General features: G+C 51.9%; 13 protein-coding genes and 1 tRNA gene. 7 read left to right on the top strand and 7 right to left on the bottom strand.

All coding sequences use genetic code 11. The features are described 5' to 3' along the window. Nucleotides 1-167: 167 nt before the first annotated feature. The 4 genes from C5S62_RS10295 to C5S62_RS10280 all read right to left on the bottom strand — a co-directional run bounded on the left by C5S62_RS10295 (nt 168) and on the right by C5S62_RS10280 (nt 2,852). A tRNA-Leu gene (locus tag C5S62_RS10295) sits at nt 168-249 on the bottom strand. Between the two features lie 60 nt (nt 250-309). Beyond that, nucleotides 310-1,350, bottom strand: a complete 1,041-nt coding sequence (locus C5S62_RS10290; protein ID WP_104405294.1) for a S41 family peptidase — start codon at nt 1,348-1,350, stop codon at nt 310-312. An 18-nt stretch (nt 1,351-1,368) separates the two neighbouring features. Continuing rightward, entirely contained in the window at nt 1,369-2,208 is an 840-nt protein-coding gene (locus C5S62_RS10285; protein ID WP_104405293.1) for a DUF3316 domain-containing protein, read from the bottom strand. Beyond that, complete coding sequence (locus C5S62_RS10280) at nt 2,205-2,852, bottom strand: DedA family protein (RefSeq protein ID WP_104405292.1); 648 nt, start codon at nt 2,850-2,852, stop codon at nt 2,205-2,207. The genes C5S62_RS10285 and C5S62_RS10280 overlap by 4 nt, the downstream gene beginning before the upstream one ends. Before the next feature lie 131 nt (nt 2,853-2,983). On the opposite strand from C5S62_RS10280, the gene C5S62_RS10275 reads away from it, so the two are divergent. Continuing rightward, entirely contained in the window at nt 2,984-3,940 is a 957-nt protein-coding gene (locus tag C5S62_RS10275) for a rhomboid family intramembrane serine protease (RefSeq protein ID WP_104405291.1), read from the top strand. A 48-nt stretch (nt 3,941-3,988) separates the two neighbouring features. Beyond that, nucleotides 3,989-5,071, top strand: coding sequence for an endonuclease/exonuclease/phosphatase family protein (locus C5S62_RS10270; protein WP_104405290.1), 1,083 nt, complete (start codon nt 3,989-3,991; stop codon nt 5,069-5,071). Nucleotides 5,072-5,236: 165 nt separating this feature from the next. Here C5S62_RS10270 and C5S62_RS10265 read toward each other — a convergent pair whose 3' ends face one another. Beyond that, nucleotides 5,237-6,358, bottom strand: coding sequence for an endonuclease/exonuclease/phosphatase family protein (locus tag C5S62_RS10265; protein ID WP_104405289.1), 1,122 nt, complete (start codon nt 6,356-6,358; stop codon nt 5,237-5,239). A 340-nt stretch (nt 6,359-6,698) separates the two neighbouring features. Between C5S62_RS10265 and C5S62_RS10260 the strand changes: the two genes are divergently transcribed. The 5 genes from C5S62_RS10260 (at nt 6,699) to C5S62_RS10240 (ending at nt 14,221) form a co-directional block, all read left to right on the top strand. Further along, complete coding sequence (locus C5S62_RS10260) at nt 6,699-9,371, top strand: TonB-dependent receptor (protein WP_104405288.1); 2,673 nt, start codon at nt 6,699-6,701, stop codon at nt 9,369-9,371. Between the two features lie 52 nt (nt 9,372-9,423). Next, entirely contained in the window at nt 9,424-10,431 is a 1,008-nt protein-coding gene (locus tag C5S62_RS10255) for a DUF5689 domain-containing protein (RefSeq protein WP_104405287.1), read from the top strand. Between the two features lie 45 nt (nt 10,432-10,476). Next, nucleotides 10,477-12,150 (top strand): choice-of-anchor J domain-containing protein, encoded by a 1,674-nt coding sequence (locus C5S62_RS10250; RefSeq protein ID WP_104405286.1) that lies wholly within the window; start codon nt 10,477-10,479, stop codon nt 12,148-12,150. Nucleotides 12,151-12,227: 77 nt separating this feature from the next. Continuing rightward, nucleotides 12,228-13,145: a DNA/RNA non-specific endonuclease gene (locus C5S62_RS10245; RefSeq protein ID WP_104405285.1), complete on the top strand. Its 918-nt coding sequence runs from the start codon at nt 12,228-12,230 to the stop codon at nt 13,143-13,145. Beyond that, entirely contained in the window at nt 13,124-14,221 is a 1,098-nt protein-coding gene (locus C5S62_RS10240) for a GNAT family N-acetyltransferase (protein WP_104405284.1), read from the top strand. Before C5S62_RS10245 ends, C5S62_RS10240 begins: the two co-directional genes overlap by 22 nt. A gap of 166 nt (nt 14,222-14,387) precedes the next feature. Here C5S62_RS10240 and C5S62_RS10235 read toward each other — a convergent pair whose 3' ends face one another. Together C5S62_RS10235 and C5S62_RS10230 are read right to left on the bottom strand one after the other, a co-directional pair. After that, a complete protein-coding gene (locus C5S62_RS10235; protein ID WP_223301218.1) occupies nt 14,388-15,692 on the bottom strand; it encodes a DUF3472 domain-containing protein in 1,305 nt (434 codons plus the stop codon). A 128-nt stretch (nt 15,693-15,820) separates the two neighbouring features. Beyond that, nucleotides 15,821-19,336 (bottom strand): glycoside hydrolase N-terminal domain-containing protein, encoded by a 3,516-nt coding sequence (locus C5S62_RS10230; protein ID WP_223301217.1) that lies wholly within the window; start codon nt 19,334-19,336, stop codon nt 15,821-15,823. Nucleotides 19,337-19,944 lie beyond the last annotated feature (608 nt).

The following is a 19,944-nucleotide window of genomic DNA, read 5'->3' as shown; positions in this document are numbered from 1 at the left end:
AACATTTCAGCTCTCGAATTTTAACAAATGCACCGGAATTTCGGCTTGACCCGGATTATCGAACCTTTGGCGAGAATGCAGCACTCTCTGTTATACGCAGGATAACAGATACTTACAGAAAAGAAAAAGAGGAAAATCCTTGCGGAAATTCCTCCTCAGTCAATTTGTGCGCCTGATAGGACTCGAACCTACACGTCGCGAAACACCAGATCCTAAGTCTGGCGCGTCTACCAATTTCGCCACAGGCGCCGATAGCGGTGCAAAGATACAATTATTTTTATTACCGGCAGCATTTTATCTGTCATTTTTTCAAATCCCCCTCTCACCTTCCGCACGCAGCAGCCTGCGAGCCGTTTCTATGATGGTATCCACATCGCGGGCATAGTCTTCCCTGCTGATATCAACCTTCACATCCGGTTCAATGCCTTCTTCGGTAACATTCATTTCCCGGTCGTACATGGGACAGGCCGAAAACCGTACACTCCATCCGCAGGGCAATTCGCTTGTAAGCGGCATGCCCGAACCGCCTCCGGTACGGTCGCCCACCACGGTCACACCAGGCAGTCCCTTGAGGTACATCACAAAACTGTTGGCAGCACTGTATGTACGCCGATTGGTCAGTATGGCCACCGGCTTCTGCCAACGCAGTCCTGAAAAAGGCTTGAGGCGGATCACCTCCGGTGTGGAGAAATCATCGTGTCCGCGACCGGTTTTATGGCACATGTAACCGGCTGTCACCGTTTCATTCACAAAGAGCGAAGCCAACTTTCCGGCGGCAGTAAGCATGCCGCCGCCATTACCGCGCACATCTACGATGAGTCCGTCACACAAAGCCAGATATCGCATCACCTCATGCAGGTTACCGTCGCCAAACCCTGAAGCAAAGGAGGCGCAGCGCACATACCCTATGTTATCATCGAGTATGCGGTATTTCAAGCCGGCGGCCATCTGATAATCGGACGTGCGCCCCAGATACACACGCTCCAAGGAGTCGGAGTAATTGGCCGGATAGTCGTCAAACCATGCTCCGTAACGCGCTACGTCATGAGCGGCATAGAGGTTGACGTGACCGTCGCGCAATTCACAAATCATCTCACCCAATACTTCAAAAAACTGCCGGTCGGTCATTTCCTCTCTCACACGTATTCCGTAAGCTGTGCGCACAGCGCGCCAGTCCAACCCGTAAGCGGCCGCCTTCCGGCCGAAGAAGCAATAACGCTCGTCGAGCGTCTGCCACAACGCCTCGAAGTTCCCGCGACGCGTGTCGGGCATGACGTCTTCCGTTATGCAGGCAGACAGCAGCCAAACAGATACAGAGATAAACAGCAGGAAGCGGAACAATCTTTTCATTACGTATTTCTATTAATATTACGGCCGGAAGAGCTGAAGGCGCCGCACATAACCTATCACAAAATGATGATTCCAGGCATGGCGCTTAAGACCGTTGACATCGGACTGGCGGATGTCGGCCAGATATCCCAACGAAAGCATGGCTCCCGCCAAAGGCAGCCTCAATGTGGTGAGCCATCGGGCACTCGGCGCGTTGAAAGGGTGTGTCATACGCACATTACGGTCGTAATGGCCCAAAGAGAATATCTCATAATATGACTGCCCGTAATTGGGCGTGAACATTGCTCCGGCAAAAGGCAGATCGAGTTGCGACGTGATACCGCCTCCGCTCCGCCCGGGACGGAAGTCGTAATCCGCCCGCAACGACAGAACCGCGTCCACAGCCAGCCTCCCCTGTGCAGGATTGTTTCCGCCGGTGGTAAGATATGTGAACCCGCCGCCCAGCTGAACCATTCCGCCAGCCGCCAGTCTCAGTCCCCTGACAGGAAACCAATTGCGGTGCCAGGCCACGGCGGCAGTGATCTGACCGTCAAAAGCATCGTGATTATCGGCCGGCGAAGAAAGAGCGGCAGCCTGACCGGTGAAAAACGCCTGCACCGTCACCTTGCCGCATCCCCACCGCGCCAAACGCTCCGAACGATGGGTAACGGAAAGCGAAGGACCGGTATATTCCAACGGCGTGAGATAAGTGTCCAGCACATTGAGATGTCCCGCTCCATAAAGCCATTCGTGAGTGACAGTGCGCGACGGCAACACCCGACCACCGCAGTTGCCGGACATGCAAACGCTCTGTCCGGCAGCAGAAAGAGCTGCAAGACAGAGCGTCAATATCAGGCTGTGCCGCCGGAGCCTCATCATGCGCGGCGCTTTTTGAGAACATATTTCACAAGCAGATAAATGCCTGCCAAAACCACTACAGCCAATATGGCGTAACCTATTTCATGGCTGTACTTCCCAGCGAGGTCGGCCACGTCTTTCGTCGTTTTCAAATTGGGCGACGAAACATAGATAAGGTATCCCAACAGAGCCAGTATGCCGTTCCACAATCCGGCTCCGAGCGTAGTATAAAGGAGAAACTTACGGATATCCATCCGGGAAAGTCCGGCCGGAATCGAAATAAGCTGCCGCACGGCAGGCACAAGCCGACCGAAGAAAGTGGACGGCACACCGTGACGGCGAAAATAGTCCTCGGCATGGGTTATCTTTTCGCCGTTGAGCAGACACAGGTGGCCGAAACGACTGTCGGCAAACCTGTAAACCACGGCACGCCCCAGAGAACGTGCCAGATAATAGTTGACCAGCGCGCCGATGTCGGCCCCCAAAGTGGCAAACACTACAACGAGAAAGATGTTCATGCCGTTACCTTCAGTACAGGCCAGCCAGGCTGCAGGCGGCACCACCACTTCGGAGGGAAAGGGAATGAAAGAACTCTCAATGGCCATGAAAAGCGTAATGGTGAGATAGTTCAGATTGTCTAAACAAAACTGGATGATTTCTTGCATTTTAAGAAAATGTAAAGTTCTTTTGTTTTAACGGTTTCAGGTGCAAAGTTACGACATTTTATCATAAACTAAAATGACAATCGGCGCAAAAGTAGTAACTTTGCGGCCATATTTATCCCTAAAGACATCGTATGTTCAAACAATTGCCCCCAATAACAAAGAATCTGCTGATAATCAACGGTATCGTTTTTCTGGCACAACTCGTGTTCGGCCGCCGCGGCACCGATCTCGTCGACATGCTGGGCCTGCACTTCGTTTTGGCCGACAATTTCGCCCCATGGCAGTTTGTCACCTATATGTTTCTCCACGGCGATTTCAGCCACCTCTTCTTTAATATGTTCTCGCTGTGGATGTTCGGACGCATCATCGAACAGGTGTTCGGCCCGAAACGTTTCCTGCTCTACTTTTTCGTTTGCGGAGTGGGCGCAGGCATCTGTCAGGAACTGTGGCAGCTGGGTGAATATTATTTCACAGGCATGGCTGGCTATGCCGGCGTAAGGGATCCTTCCGGATTTATCATGCCGATGGGAGACTATCTGAACCGCTGGACCACAATCGGTGCGAGCGGCGCCTGCTACGGTGTGCTGCTGGCCTATGGCATGACTTTTCCTAACGAGCGCATCATGCTGCTCATACCTCCTATCCCCATCAAAGCCAAATATTTTGTGGTAGGTTACGGCGCAATAGAATTGTTCTCAGCGTTTTTCACCAACGGTAACATTGCCCATTTCGCCCACCTTGGAGGCATGATTTTCGGCCTGTTGCTCATCCTTTACTGGCGCAACGGCGGACGGCGCCGGCGCTTCGACAGTTGGGAAACCTGGACGCCACGGCGCAGCCGTAACTTCCGCGAGCGTCTGCGTGACCGGGCGCGAAAGTTCGGCCAACTTTTCAAACGGCGGCCCAAAATGAAAATACACCGGGGCGGCGTGCGCTTCAAAGACCGCAACGCCGACTACGATTATAACCGCCGCACGGCCGAACAGCAGAAACGCGTGGACGATATCCTCGACAAAATACGGAAAAACGGCTACAACGCACTGACAGAGGAAGAGAAACGTTTCCTCTTTGAAAACAGTAAAAAATAAAAACAGGACAACGAAGCCGCGCACAACCGCGACATCCACTTTAAAACAATGAAAGTCAATACAGCACAAAACCTGCTGGCTGGCGCATCATGGTGCGCCGTAGTCCTTCTATGGCTATGTGCGGCCAGCGTCTTTATCAGTCCCGTACACTGCCGCCTGCTCGGTGTTGTCGGACTGGCTTTTCCTTTTTTTCTGACCGGTGTACTGCTCATGCAGGCTCTGACACTCCTCTTCGCACGACGCCACGCATGGATTCCACTCCTCGGACTGGCAGGCGCCTTCTTTTCCATCCGCGCATACATCCCTTTCAACTTCCCTTCATCACCGCCCGAAGGAGCCATCAAGGTTATTTCCTACAACACAGCCTGCTTCGGCGGCGAAAACACCGCCGCACAGGAGCGTCATGCCATTACGAACTATCTGATTGACGCACAGGCGGACATCGTTTGCCTCCAAGAGGCAGCCACGATTCCTTTCACGCGCTATGCCGAAGAGACACTACCCATGCTGGAGAAGGCATACCCTCATCATGACACCGTGTCGATTAACAGTAACATATACGCGGTCTTCTCACGTTACCCCATAGTGGGAAAAGAAGTGATCTGCCATAACGGCACCAACGGCAGCGCGGCATTCAAACTGCTGACAGGAAAAACAGATACACTGCTGGTTGTCAACTGTCACTTGGAATCGATGCACCTCTCGCCCGCAGACCGCAAAAGCTATCACACAATGGTACGCACACCGGAAGAAAGCGATGTGGAAAGCAGCTCACGGCTGCTGGTTTCAAAGATCTCAACAGCTTCTGTCACACGCGCCGTACAAGCTGATATCGTGGCAGACTACCTGAAACTTCACGAAAAATTTCCCGTTATCTTATGTGGTGACTTTAACGACACGCCGATATCTTACACCCGGCGGCGCATTCTGTCGCAAGGACTGACTGACGCATACGAAACCACCGGCAACGGTTTTGGACGCACCTTTAACCGCGATGCCATCTGTGTGCGTATAGACCACATGATGTGTTCACGCCATTTTAAACCATACGCCTGCCAGGTAGACTGTTCCATCAACGCATCAGACCATTATCCTATAGTCGCTTCTTTCGAATGGCAGAAAGAAAAATAGGCAATACCTTCACCTCTATATACCCGTAAAATGGAACATCTCATTCACATATAATATCCCCACGCACCATTTTCACACAACTTACAAAACACAAGAAATCCCGATGCAGGAGAAAAGCATCGGGATTTCTATATTTCAATTCAATTCTCTGCGTTCTCGCCCTGCTCACTTCACCTCCTTGATAAGATAAATATAAACGGGCAGGTGGTCGCTATAACCATTGAGCCACACGCCACCGGCATGAGTACGCAAAGGAGCACCTTTGTAACGGCCTTCCTGTTGGAAAAGATAATCACGCATGAAAATCTCATTCCTGTAAAACTTCAGCGTAGAACGGTCGGAACCAAGGAGATTACCTGTAAAAACAATTTGATCGAAAAGGTTCCAACGCCCATCATAGAGCAAAGTTCCCTGCCCTACCTTATAGAGCATATCGTACCACGGATTAAAAAGATCCGTTGTTTTTTTAACATCTTTCATTCGCCTGAGACATCCCAAACTTTTAGTCATACTCTTGTCTGCCGGATCGTCATTCATATCACCCATGATGATGATTTTCGCATCGGGATATTGCTTCATAAGAGCATCCTTAAGACAACGCACCTGATAGCCGGCACGTTCGCGGGCAAAACTGCCAGCACCGCGGGAAGGCCAGTGGTTAACAATAAACACCGTCCGCTCACCGGCTAAAAGACCATTCATCACCAAAAAACCGCGCGTAATATAAGTAGTGTCGCCACGCAATTCCTCATGGGCTTTGACACATCCTTGCCCGTCCACGTAAAAACCAAGGCCAGGATCAGGCATTGAAGGGTCATCGTATTTATAATAATATGGTACAATCATGCTGCTTTCGAGTTTGAAAGAACGCGGATTATAAAGGAAAGCGCACTCCACGCCGCGACGGTCTACGCCGGGATAGTTCACATACTTGTAACCGCGGTTCTTAAGAGCCGGTTGCTTGAGAAGGTCATCGAGCACATGGTGATTCTCCACTTCCGACAGGCCGATAACGGCAGGACCTGCGGGATGTTTGTCAACACACAGTTCGGAAAGAACCTTCGAAATATTCTTTAGCTTGGCCTCATACTTCATCTTGCCCCATTTCATGGTGCCGGAAGGAAGATACTCATAATCGTTCTTACCATAATCGTGCACAGTGTCGAACAAATTTTCCAGATTGTAGAACGCCACGCCATAAAGGCGATAGCTTTTAGGTTCCTTACCGTCAGCCCAAACCGACAAAGCGACCAAAAGCAGAACAAGGGATAAACAAATTTTCTTCATTATAAAACAAACTTTATGGCTTTGCGCCTTTTTTCGGGGCAAATATCAAAAAAAAAAATGAGATTTCGGACGAGGGTCGTACATAAAAATAAAAAATCACATAAAATGTAAACGTTTCCATCTGAAAATCTATTACCTTTGCAACGTAATAATCCCCGGAAAAGACTGGAACTGCCTCCGAAAGAAACCTGCCTTTAGCCCTATTTCCGGTCAAACATTGGCAGGCTGCTCCTTTGATTTAACCCATATAGAATAGAAGGGAGAAACTTCATGACCGGCCAGCAGGCAGAAGCCTTGCCCGGAAAACTCAAACCATAATCAATCAACAAAAAACTGTATTATGAGTAAAGGCGTAAAACTAATGGCTGCGGCTTGGTGCGTGGCCGGAGGAATGTATGCCCAGCAAGTCGACACGCTCAACCGCTATGACGACAGCGCTGACTTCACATTCACCGAGTCGCAACTCGACGAGGACAACGATGCCTCGCAAGCCGTATCGTCCATTTCGGCGTCGAAGAGCGATGTCTATCTCTCAGAGGTAGGTTACCGCTTCAGCCCCATGCGTTTCCGCGTGCGTGGTTACGACAACATGTACAATCAGGTTTACATGAACGGCCTGATGCTTAACGATGTCGAAACAGGCCGTTTCAGTTACGGCATGATAGGCGGCCTCAACGATGCCACCCGCAATCAGGAAGGTGTTGCCGGTTTTGAATACAACAACTTCGGACTGACAAGTATCGGCGGAGCAAGCAACATCAACACACGGGCCAGCCAGTTTGCACAAGGCAATAAGCTCACTCTCTCAGGGTGTAACCGCAACTACCTCATGCGCGGCATGTTTACCCACGCCACAGGGTTGAATGAAAACGGATGGGCCTTTGCCGGAACCGTGGGATACCGCTGGGCCAACGAAGGCGTGATAGACGGTACATTCTACAACTCCTTTGCCTACATGTTATCGGCAGAAAAACGTTTCGGCGATGCCCACAGCCTCTCACTCGTCACATTCGGATCGCCCACGGAACGCGGACAGCAGGGAGCTTCAACAGAAGAAGCTTACTGGCTGGCCAATTCCCACTATTACAATCCGAACTGGGGATTCCAAAACGGGAAAATGCGCAATTCGCGTGTTGTGAAAAGCTTTGAACCAACCACCATCCTTTCCTGGGACTACAAGATCAACTCCGAGATGCGCCTCTCTACCGCAGCCGGTTTCAAGTACAGCAATTACGGTTCCACAGCCCTAGGCTGGAACGGCGATGCTTACGACCCTAGACCTGACTATTACAAGAACCTGCCATCGAGCGTATTCAACGTTTACGATCCCACTATTAACAATCCTGACTATCTGGCACAAAATCCGTTCTTCCTCGAACAATACAACCAGCTCGTAGACTATTGGCGCGCCAGTGAAGCCAATCGCCAGATTAACTGGGACCGTATGTACTATGTGAACCGCCAAAATGAACTTAACGGAGGCGAAGCTCTCTATTATCAGGAGCGGCGTCATAACGACCAGATGGTATTTGCCCTCAACTCGGCCTTCAGCCACTCACTCAACGCACACAATAAATACGTTGCCGGTTTCAGCATCAATTCCACCAAAGGCATGCACTACAAAACGATGGAAGACCTTTTGGGCGGCACCCGCTACACCGATGTGGATAAATTCGCGGCCAACGATTACGGCCCGGAGAGCAGCGAAGCGCAAAACGACCTGCGCAATCCCAACCGCAAAATCGGCGTAGGCGACAAATTCGGCTACAACTACAACATATTTGTAAACCAAGCACGTGCCTGGATGCAATACCAATATACAACCCGTAAATTCTCCGCGATTGCAGGAGGAAGCATTGATGGTTCGACTATTGAGCGTGACGGCCTGATGCAAAACGGCCGCGCACCGGAAAATTCCTATGGCAAGAGCGGGAAAGCACGTTTTCTGGGCGGAAGCGCCAAAGCCATGCTGACTTATACGCCCATAGCCAACCACCGCATAGCCATTTCAGGAGGATATGAAAGCCGCGCACCATTGGCACGCAACAGTTTTGTGGCCCCTCGCATGCAAAACAATTTTGTAGACAACCTCACTACCGAAGACATCCTCAGCGGAGAACTCAGCTATGCTTTCCGTGTGGGTAACTTTTCCGGCCGTCTTTCCGCCTTCTACACCAAATTCATGAATCAGGTGGAGCAGACGGCTTTCTACAATGACGCTGAAACACGTTTCACCTATCTCACTATGAACGGTATCGACAAGGAACATTCCGGCCTTGAAGCGGCTTTTGTTTATCAGGTCAATTCAAAACTCTCCTTCAACCTCATGGGAACCATCAGCGATGCCAAATACATCAACAATCCTTATGCGCAGATCAACTATGAGGGAATGGATGCAAAAACCATTAACGAACTGAACGTCTGGACTAATCCAGTAACCGGCGAAGCTATGCCGCTGCGTGTCGTAGCCGATGGCATGCGCATAAGCGGCACACCGCTGGCCGCCGCCAGTCTAGGGGTTAACTACAACACCAACGGCTGGTTCTTCGAGGCCAACCTCAATTACTACGACCGTGTCTATGTCGGCTTCTCGCAGTATCGCCGCCTCTCCAACATTACGCCCAATTACACCGCTTCGGCCGTTGACGCCAACGGAGTACCCACTTTCGATGTAACGCGGGAGGAGCTCAACCGAGGCGGAGGTGTCCTTTTCAATCAAGACGGTTCCGTAGCTGCCGCCTATTCGGCCAAGCAGGAAAAGTTTGACGGCGGATTCATGCTTGACGCCTCTATCGGCAAGTTCATCCGCCTGCCCAAAGGACGCACCCTGAGCGTAAACCTCTCAGTGAGCAACATCACGAACAACCGTAACATGCGCACCGGAGGATATGAACAGAACCGTGGCGACAGCTACAACACCGGCGAAGACCGCGCCTATGTTTTCTCAAAGAATTCGAAATATTACTACGCCAACGCCATCAACGCGTTCCTCAACGTAGGTTTCCGTTTCTAAACCAGTATGCCGCACTTACCATCCGGCGTACCGAACAAAAAGCAATAAAGACATGAACAAATTATTATCCATCATATTTACCGGCTGCCTGAGTACATTAGCCCTGTCTTCGTGCATGGACGACCACGACAGCCCCGACACGGACAATCTGCTCATAACGAGTCCCACGTCGGTTGGCGAGGTGAACATGACCATCGGTGAAGTAAAAGACAAATACTGTGCCAATGGCGCTACAGCCGATTTTCAACGGAATGCCTCGAACTTCTATTCAAAAATCAACGAGGACATCATCATAACCGGTGTCATTGCCGCCAACGACATTTCAGGCAATCTTTATCAAACACTTCTGTTGCGCAACATCGGAACAGACGGTACCGACCAGAGCATCCTGCTGAAAATAAAGAACACCTGCCTCTATCCCTACTTCAAGGTAGGACAACGCATCAAGGTCAATCTGAAAGGTCTTTGGGCAGGTTGCTACAGCAAAGTACCCACCATAGGGCAACCCTACAAGACGAGTTACGGCAATCTCAATCTTGGTCCTATGCTCTTTGAGATGTGCCGCACCAACATTGAGCTGGTGGGACAGCCTGACGACAATGCACCTGAAACAGTACCTCTCGACTTTACCGATGCTGCCGGTGAGGCCTGGCTCCGGGCATCAGCCAACAAGATCTACCGCAACACACCGCTCCTGGCAAAGGTAAGCGGACTTATCGATGAGGCACAAAACTCCACTCCTGCCGTAGGCGAAGTTACAGGGGAGACAGAGACCATGATCAACGGTCATAAGATGTTCGCACCTTATGAGCTTCACGACAACGGCTACGGCGTTGACCGTACCATCTCTTTAAAAACGAATACGAGCAATGTCGTTCTGCGCACCTCCACGAAAAACGAAATCGCCTACCGTTATCTGCCCGCCGACGAACGCTCATACACCGGCGTATTAAATTACTACGACGGCTGGCAATTACAGTTGCGTTCGCTTGACGATGTTTATCCGGCGCTCAAGTCCAACTCGGAAATTGACGCCGAAACGGCAACCTACGCACAATAAATACACCATTAATCCGTTCATTCAAAACATAACATATCCGCAAATATGAAAAAGTATTTATCATTCTTTGCCGCAGCAATTCTTGCCTTAGGCTTCACCGCCTGCGAAGATGTTCCAGCCCCTTATGGCATCAACGACAAGCCCGATGAAGGTGAAGTCGGTGACGTCATTCTCAACGAGAGTTTCTCCACCAGTCTCGGCCGTTTCACCACCAGCACTCCGGAAGGCGCATTCCCTTGGAGTGTCAGCTACAGTTGTGCTCAGGTAACTTCTTTTACCGACACTGACGGCGATGGTAACAAAGAGAACAACCCCGCTGAAAGCTGGCTCATTTCCCCTAAAATGGACCTGACCAACATTGAAGCCGCACATGTGACATTTGACTACATTCTGCGTTACGGCAATGCCAACGAACTTAAAAGCCACTACCGCCTTTTGGTGAGCAAAGACTATACGACGGATGTTACCGCCGCTACCTGGACGGAAATGGAATATAACCAGGTGCAGGGCAGTGACTGGGACACATGGTATAACAGCGGCGAGGTGAACATTCCTGCCGAGTTCTGTAAGACTGGCGGTGTGACAGTGGCCCTCTGCTACAAAACCACCACCAAGGCAGCAACCTGGGAGGTCAAGAACTTTAAGGTTCTCAACGGCGCCGGCACTTATAATCCCGACAAGGGCGATGAGGAAAGCGTGAAGACGTTGCCTTTCTCCGCCTCGTTCTCCTCAGACCTCGGCGGCTTCAAGAGCCACACCACGAGCGGCAGCGGACAATGGATCAACGATTATCAGACGGCTAAGGCTACCGGCTACGACAACGCCACGAAAGTAACAACCGCCGGCACCTATTATCTGGTAAGTCCCGAAATATCTCTGGCAGGTCAGACGGAAGTCCACCTCAGCTATGAATATATCATTCAATACAACAAAGATAAAGACAACCAGCAGGTGCTCATCAATGCCAACTTTGACGAAGCCCATCCCGGAGACGGCTGGACACTTTTGAACTCCGACCACGTGACAGACCTGAAAACGGCTGACGGCAAAACCGACTGGAACACCTTCACTACAGCCGACCTTGCCATTCCGGCCGAATATATGGGCAAGAATATCCGCATAGCTTTCCGCTATAACACCAATGCCGAAAGCGGTTCCACCTGGGAAGTGCGCAATTTCTCCATCGAAGCCGGCAAACCGGGCGAGAACACCGGAGGCAGCGACGACAATACAGGAGACGAGACAGCTGCCAACGGAGATTTTGAAAACTGGAAAGGCTCCACCCCTTACCACTGGCAATCCACGACCTCGGCTTCCAAGGGAGCCATCACCCGCACCACAGACGCTCACAGCGGCCAATATGCCGCCGAAGTAGCCGGTTCAACAAGCGGCAACAACCGCTTGGCCTATAAAGAACTGACACTGCCGGCCGGCACCTATACGATGAAATTCTACGTCAAGGCCGCCACAAACAGGGGGGGTAGTGTCCGTCCGGGCTACGTACCGGTGGTCAACGGCGCCGCAGTAAACACCCAATACACCTATGGCGATTACGTTAACGACCTCACCGGCGAATGGGTGCTTGTTGAGCACACCTTCACGCTCGATGCCGAAACTATGGTCAATCCCATAGTCATGATTTCAAAAAATCCCGGAGGTGCGGTTATTTTCGACGACTTCACGCTGACCGCCGCCGATGGAACCATTTACATACAATAACGACAAAAGCAACCGGATATCAACAAATGAGCGGGTCAGTACAGGCCCGTTCATTTTTAATTGTATAAGAACAACGCATGAAAAATATCATCCGTCTTTTATATGGCCTGGTTCTTGCAGGCGGCACATTACTGTTTGCCACAGCCTGTTCAGATGACACTCCCAACATCAATTTAGGCGGAGGCGACACCGCTCCAGGCGTTCCTGCCACGGGCAATGTGGCCGCACGAATGGAAACACCGGCCATAAAGACTAGCGGTACACTCGTTACGGCCCACCGCACGAAAGAAGGTGCCGACAGCGTGATGACCTATAGCCTTGAGTTTGATAGGGAGCAACTCCACTCCCGCTGGGTGGCCTTCCGTTTCGACGGCCGCACACGCATTAAAAACGTATCGCGCAGCGACGAACCCTTCGCAGACGATCCTATGCTCCCCACCGCCTTGCGCATCGGGCCGCGCAGTTTCGGCAATCCCTATAACCGGGGACACATCTGTGCCTCGGCAGACCGTCTCTATTCCGCCAAAGCCAACGAACAGACATTCTACATGTCGAACATGTCACCCCAACTCGCCTCCTTCAACCAAGGCTACTGGATCACCCTTGAGGGCCAGGTTCAGAAACTCGGTCGCGACGCGTCCTTTGCCGATACGCTTTACGTGGTCAAGGGAGGCACCGTAGAGCCTCATCAGATTCTCGGCTACGTCAACCGCACCGACGGCAAACGCGTTGCAGTGCCCCACTATTACTTCATGGCCCTGCTCAAGGTGAAAAACGGCACTTACACGGCCATAGGCTTCTGGATGGAGCACAAAGAATACGGCTACAACTACAAACAGCCGGCCCCACTGGCCGTTATCGGCACACACGCCGTCAGCATTGACGAGCTGGAGCGGCTCACAGGCATTGACTTCTTCCCCAATCTGCCCGACAAGGTGGAAAACGCCGTTGAAGCCACGGCACAGAAAACGGCATGGGGCTTTCCGGCCGGATAATTCCGGAAGAAAGCATATTCAGAAAAAGGAACGGCGTGTGCCATCATCCGGCCCCACCGTACCGCTATCAAACATCAACGATGACTACCAAAGGCTTGTACATAGAAAAATATTCTCCCGCCGCGCATGAAGAGTGGAACAAGACCGCACGCCGCATGCGGCAGTCAAGTTTCCTCATGGAACGTGACTTTATGGACTATCATGCCGACCGTTACGAAGACGCGTCACTTATGGTACGGCAAACTGACGGCCGCACAGTCGCCCTCCTGCCCGCATGCCGCAGCCGGTCGGAAAGGCATTGCATCGAATCACACGGCGGCCTCACCTACGGCGGTCTGTTGCTCGGCACGGAAGTCACCGCAGCCGCAACCAGCGAAATTCTACAAGCCTGCCTGGCCTGCTACAAAGAGCAAGGGTTCAGCCAAATGCTCTACAGGCCCATGCCCCACATCTACCACACCCTGCCTGCGGAGGAGGACCTCTATGCCCTTTTCCGCCTGGGAGCACAGCTTGAGGCACGCGCCATTTCTTCCGTAGTGGACTTACGCCACCCCCAGCCTCTTTCCACCCTGCGCCGCCGCGGCATGCAGAAAGCGCTCAAAGCCGGCTGCCGCGTCAGCATGAATGCCTCCGATCATCTGCCGGTTTTCTGGCACATTCTTCACGATGTGTTGCAAAACCGCCATGCCACAACGCCCGTACACACGCTATCGGAACTGCAACTGCTTATGAGCCGTTTCCCAAGAGACATACGCCTCTGTACCGTACAAGCCCCCGACAACAATGACGGGAGTGGCGGCGGGACTGTTGCAGGCTGCCTGCTTTTCCTCACTCCCCGCGTAGTACACGTACAGTATATCGCATCCTCGGCCCAAGGCCGCCAAATCGGCGCACTCGACTTCTTGTTTTCCCGCATCATAGACGAATACGCCACCAGCAGCCCAGGCCCTTCTTATCTCGATTTCGGCATCTCCACCGAACAAGGCGGCACCCTGCTCAACGAAGGCCTGATATTTCAAAAAGAAGGATTCGGCGCCCGCGCCGTATGTTACGACACCTACCGGCTCTCATTTTAAATTCCACACATCAGGAACAAACAATTCAAATACTAAAGTAACAGCCAAAGCGGGACTTCCCATTGAGAAGTCCCGCTTTGGCTGTATTTTCAAGGTCATTCCGGGCAGTTTTCCACCACCGCAGAAAACACCCGACTATCTGTTATTCTACTTACGGCGATCAGACTTACAGTCTCTTCAAGCCTTCCCAATCAATCACGGGAGGTTCCTGAGCGGCGGGCGGTTCACATGTAAAGCGACTGCCGTAAGGCGTGTTTTCATTAAAGAAACCTCCCATCTGCAAGAATACCCCCTTTTTGTCGGGAGTAAGACCGCCACGATAATCCAGCCGCACACCGGCACGCGCCGTACCATCGTTGGTGAATCCGGCCTGAGTCAGCCGATGCCACTTCCCGCCGGCCGTCCGGGCCCATTGGTTGGAAAAACAGACCTTACGGGTCAGATAACCCTGCTCGGGACTGAAATTTTCAAGGAATGAGTGCGGACGCTTATACCACGTATTCGTTTTAGGCCGGAGAAACTCTGCTATAAGGCGCCATTCCTTATCATCGGCAGCGTAGAAATAGGCGGTGTAAATGGTATTGCCTTTGCCGTCGGGCCTTACCTGCATGAGAAAAGGGTACGTATTGCCGGCCTTCCACGGATAGCGCAGATAACTCTGTCCGCCCGAACCTTCGTTACCAAATTCACCTATATGCACGTCTTTGCCGCGCCGCAACATAACAACACGGTGGTCTTCAGGAATTTCCTTAGGATTCTGCGTTTCAAAAGGGCTCCATACCGAAAAAAGAATCCGGCGCTCCGTATCGGAGTTATACTGCATGCCGAAATAACCTTCTCCGAAACCAGCCACCATATAATAGCTGTGCATCGTTTCCCCGTCTTCAGGCACGGTCACTTCGTTGTAGAACCACTCGAAGTCGCCTTCTGGCAGAGGATAATTGAGATGTACGGACGGCCCGCGACGTCCCCAATAATCGGAAAAGTCATGTACGTAGGTCACATCGCCTTCCACATTCCGCAACACTATGTCGGTGATGTCGGCAAAATAGTTGCCTTGTTTCTCCAATCCTTTAAGATCAACCCTGACGTAGCCGGGGTGCTGCACCTTTACCTTAAGATTACCGCATACAACCGGCTCTTCGCCCTTGAACACTACTTTTTCTTTCTTTCCGTTGCAGCTTAGGAGCATCGCGGCCTCGCCTTTTCCTCTCACTGCGACGTGGAGAGTTTGCGGCTGGTGAATGTAAAAATAGGTACTCACCACAGTTTCGGGATGGGTCCACATTTGGGTGCCCTTGCCGCCGATCCGCACTTCATCGGAACGGTTGGTCACATAAGAATTACCACTGACAGCCACAGACACATCGCGGGACTGGGCATAAGCCCATGTGGCACAACACCACAGGACCAACATAAAAATCCAATACTTCTTTTTCGTATACATCGTATTATATAATTGATATTCCATCACAAAAATATTTTGGCAAAAATACGCATAAAAAACACAAATCACCTCTTTCATCACATCAAAAAAGGGTGCGGCACCCTGAAATAGCAGTGCCGCACCTTGACTATTGATGAAATTCAATTACAGACTCACTGAAGCGTTACCTTGAACACACTTTTTTGACCATCCTTGGCAAGTGCTTCCACCACCGCCACATTACCGGCTGCGGCATCAACGGCAAATGTTTTCATACGGGTATGATGAATCATGCGCCCACCAAGATCAAAAACTTTCACAGACTTCAGATCCGCGCCATCCAATGTAATCGTGCGGCCCTTTACTGCAAGGCTGAGAGTACCGGCCGCACCGACTTTTCCGATACCGGTCGGAACCTGAGTAAAGTCGAATACTGTCACAGCCCCTTTTTCCGCTTTTAGAACAGCCAGATCCGTACCGCGACAACTGCCGAGAACTTCTTCACCGTTAACGATACACATGGCGGTGTTTATTCCGGGATATTTCACATAGCCAGGCTGACCTTGATTGTTGACCACCGTTACGCGAAGAGGCTTCCCTCCCTTCCAAACAATACTTACCGTAAAATCGCCGACTGCCTTGAGACCGCTCACCTCACCGGCGCTCCATGCGGCAGGCAGGGCTGGAAGGATTTCAATGGAATCGGTGTGGCTCTGCATAAGCATTTCGGCCATACCGGCACAAGCGCCGAAGTTGCCGTCTATTTGGAACGGCGCATGAGAATCGTAAAGATTGTAGAACACGCCGGCACCGCCATTGGCATGACGCAGGGCATTCTTCAGAATCGTATGGGTGTGGTTGCCATCCTTGGCACGTGCCCAAAGATTTATTTTCCACCCCATGGACCATCCGGTGGCACCGTCGCCACGCAGTTTCAGAGAGTTGACAGCAGCCTTGTAAAGGTCGGTCCCATCCTTGACCTGACTGAAGGGATAGAGACACATGAGATGTGACATGTGGCGATGACCGTCAGCTCCGGCCGTATATTGGCTGTACTTCCATTCGCGAAGAATCTTCTCACCCGTTTTCACACCATTCTTATTGGCTCCCCACTGTCCGGTGTATCTTTCGATGGCGAGTCCTTTGTCAAGATGGGCAAAGCGGTCCTGAAGTTTCTCCAGGTCGGCAGCGGATACTTCCACTTCGTTCCCCAAGATGTCGATGGCTTTGAGCGTACTCTCAAAGAGGTCGTAAATCAGTTGCTGCGCGTGGGCTGTGGCATTTTCCGATCCGGGGCCATGCTCGGGCGAATATTCGCGGGGAGCCTCATAGGTGCCGTCGGCAGCTTTCACCAGACGGTCCATCCAGTACTGGCTGGCTGTCAGCATAGCCGGAAAGGCGCGTTTGAGGAAGTCCTTATCGAGAGTGTAACGGTAATGCTGCCAAAGATGCGAGCAATACCAGGCGTTGGCAATGACATAGTTCTTCATGAAACCGCCCGTACCTCCAAAGATATTGTTCTCGGTGTAGCAAGTCCAGCCACGGGTTTGCCCGCTCTCTCTGGCATAGGCTTTCCACTCCTTGCTATCGGCCATGTTGATGATATAGTTGAGGAAAGGCAGATGAAGTTCGCTGAGGTTAGTCGTTTCGGAAGGCCAGTAATTCATCTGTACGTTGATGTTGGAATGAATGTCACAATGCCAGCTGGCCTTTTCAATGTTGTTCCAGATACCCTGAAGATTGGAAGGGAGGTCCACGCCGCGTGAAGAACCTATAGAGAGGTAGCGGCCGTAAGCGAAGTAAAGCTGTTCGAGCATGCGTGCATTGGGACCTGCGCCCTGTGCGTAAGTATCGACCAGCCGGTCTGTCGGAACGTCATTGACCGTTCCTTCAAGATCAAGGTGCACACGGTCGAAGAACGACTTATAGTCAGCCTGCTGTTCACTGTAAATTTCGGCCCACGTCTTGGCTGCGGCATCGTTTACCCAAGCTTCCACCTTGCCGGCCAGTGCCGCGGTATTCGAAACGTAGGTGGCATTCTGCGGGTCGTAGTCCGTGCCGCCGGCCAGGATGACGAGCACTTCGTCGGCACCGCGCACGGTGATGCCGTCCTCTCCGGTGGTCATTTCGCCGCCGGTCGGTATCACTTTCATGCGGGCGTTGTAACTTACCACGGGCAACTTGCCGCTGAAAGTGGCACTGCCGTCAGCGTAGGCCGTAGCAGCCTTAAGGGCCTTGCTGCTGGCGAGCGTAAAGCGGAGATTTATCTTCCCCCCTACGCTGGCTGAGTAACGGGCAGCCACCACGCGGGCCGGATTGGAAGAGATGTATTCGCGCGTGTAAGTGACAGCGCCGTCGGGACTTTTATAAGACACCTTGCCGGTGGCGGTGGAAAGGTCGAGCTGGCGGTAGTAGTCCTTGGCGGCACTGGTGGAGACGTAGCTGAAGACGTCGCTGAGTTCTTCGGCATAGACGGAGCCGAAGTTTTCGTAATAACCATAATCCGATGAAGAATCGGTGCTGCGGCCGCTCCAGAGAGTTTTCTCATTGAACTGTATTTCGTCCTTTTCAATGCCGCCGAAGAGGCTGGCTCCAAACTGTCCGTCGCCGATAGGCAGCGAGTATTCCATCCAGTTGGAATAGCCGTTGCCGCCGGAATAGAGCGGGGCCGTCGTGGCCGGCTGGTCATACCACAGCGTCAGCTTGTTGTCGGGCGCATACCCATTGATGCCCACCGACTTGAAGTCGGGATAGACCATTTTGTCGGGTTCGATGAAAGTAATGGGGTTGTTGTTGTCGTTGGCATTCCACAGACCGATGATGGTGCCGCTGGCGCCGCCCCACAGGTTGAAGTTCTTGCCGGCGCGGTCGTTGGGGTGGATTTCCCATCCCGGACCTGTGGATGCGCCGCTGGCCTGAAGGGAGAAGCCGGCCGCATAGGGCGTCTCGGAAGAGCGGACCGGCGTGGGGTTTTTACCGCCTAGAGAACCACTCTGCGCCACATTGCTTACCACGGCGTAGCGGCCCAGCTTGTTGACCAGCTGGAAATTGTCCTGCGTGCCTTCGAGTTTCCACAACTGGCCGTCTACTGGGTCGGGACTGCTGAGGACGATGCAGCCGGCCACGGCCGTATCGGCCATATACCGGCCACCGTTGTTCATCTTCACGAAATACCACGTTTCGCTGCCCTGGCCGGAAAAGACGGGCAGGTCCACGCTTGTGGGATGGAAGGCCAGGGCGTTGTTGCCGTCGCCGGCCGTCCACTCGCTCAGCCTCACACCCACGCCGGTGCCCTGATACTGGTTGAGGCACGACGACTGTCCCACGCGCTTGATTTCCCAGTTGCCGCCTTCGGCCGAGGTTTCCTGAACGGTCATCCGCACTTTGGCCGCCTCAGCCACCGAGTAATAGAAGTTGTTCTTGAAACCGAGCCAGTTGCCCAGCTTGCTGCGCATGTAAAACCCCTCCTTGGTGCCGATGAACTGCCATTGCTGGGCATCGGCCACAGCACGGTTGGCGGTTATGAGGTCATTGTTCACACCGTTGTCGAGCAACGTGTGCCCTCCTTTTGCAAACTGCACGATGTACCATTTCGGTGCATCGGTGGTGGAGAATTCGGGCAGGACTCCCTGCGCGCTCACCGCAGTCAATGCAAACAAGGCGATTAAGAAAGCGTAAATCTTTTTCATTACCATTGTTTTAGATTCTTGATTAGTAAATTGATATTATGATTATAAGTGATTTCCATCATGAGCGTCACAAGCGGACGCAAGCGATGAGGCGGTTAACGGAAACAGCCGTGTATCTGCCACAAATATAATGAATATTTCCTAATCAAGCCACAACGGAAAAACACATTTTGTGATGTTCCCCTCCGAAAATCCGGACTTTCTCACGAAAGAGCCATTTTAACATTTCTTGCTTTCCGGTGAAAAATGTTGTATCTTTGTAATAGCGGAGCGGGACTTTTAATCGGGAAGTCCCGCTCCGCCTGCGTTTTTGAGGTGCTTTTTATTGTTTTTCAATCGTATTTCCAATGAAAACTCCAAGTATTGCAATTTAATTTCCAAGTATTCGAGTTAAAATTCCAGTACGGACTTTTTCTCCTTCACTACTTTCAACCTATGTTTTAACACTCCGGAGTGTTGCGGAAAGTTAAATATGTTAAAGTCGGACGGATGATTTTGCCCCTACCGGCATTGTTTTTTCAGAACTTCCACATTAAAATGCCGCACCCGCCCTCAAAGGAATCGCTTAAAGAGGGTTAATATCATAAATTCTTCGTATTTTTGCGGCT

Origin of the sequence: Prevotella sp. MGM2, from assembly GCF_002933955.1 — a bacterium.
GTDB lineage: Bacteria > Bacteroidota > Bacteroidia > Bacteroidales > Bacteroidaceae > Alloprevotella.
Note: the sequence above shows the minus strand (reverse complement) of the source record. Positions and strands in the feature narration are given on the sequence as shown.

Bases quoted from the DNA above. Each gene is read 5' to 3' on its own strand.
- C5S62_RS10240 (WP_104405284.1), top strand. From the start codon at position 13,124: ATGGGGCTTTCCGGCCGGATAATTCCGGAAGAAAGCATATTCAGAAAA.
- C5S62_RS10255 (WP_104405287.1), top strand. From the start codon at position 9,424: ATGAACAAATTATTATCCATCATATTTACCGGCTGCCTGAGTACATTA.
- C5S62_RS10285 (WP_104405293.1), bottom strand. From the start codon at position 2,208: ATGATGAGGCTCCGGCGGCACAGCCTGATATTGACGCTCTGTCTTGCA.
- C5S62_RS10230 (WP_223301217.1), bottom strand. From the start codon at position 19,336: ATGAAAAAGATTTACGCTTTCTTAATCGCCTTGTTTGCATTGACTGCG.
- C5S62_RS10280 (WP_104405292.1), bottom strand. From the start codon at position 2,852: ATGCAAGAAATCATCCAGTTTTGTTTAGACAATCTGAACTATCTCACC.
- C5S62_RS10265 (WP_104405289.1), bottom strand. From the start codon at position 6,358: ATGAAGAAAATTTGTTTATCCCTTGTTCTGCTTTTGGTCGCTTTGTCG.
- C5S62_RS10270 (WP_104405290.1), top strand. From the start codon at position 3,989: ATGAAAGTCAATACAGCACAAAACCTGCTGGCTGGCGCATCATGGTGC.
- C5S62_RS10235 (WP_223301218.1), bottom strand. From the start codon at position 15,692: ATGGAATATCAATTATATAATACGATGTATACGAAAAAGAAGTATTGG.
- C5S62_RS10275 (WP_104405291.1), top strand. From the start codon at position 2,984: ATGTTCAAACAATTGCCCCCAATAACAAAGAATCTGCTGATAATCAAC.
- C5S62_RS10260 (WP_104405288.1), top strand. From the start codon at position 6,699: ATGAGTAAAGGCGTAAAACTAATGGCTGCGGCTTGGTGCGTGGCCGGA.
- C5S62_RS10290 (WP_104405294.1), bottom strand. From the start codon at position 1,350: ATGAAAAGATTGTTCCGCTTCCTGCTGTTTATCTCTGTATCTGTTTGG.
- C5S62_RS10250 (WP_104405286.1), top strand. From the start codon at position 10,477: ATGAAAAAGTATTTATCATTCTTTGCCGCAGCAATTCTTGCCTTAGGC.
- C5S62_RS10245 (WP_104405285.1), top strand. From the start codon at position 12,228: ATGAAAAATATCATCCGTCTTTTATATGGCCTGGTTCTTGCAGGCGGC.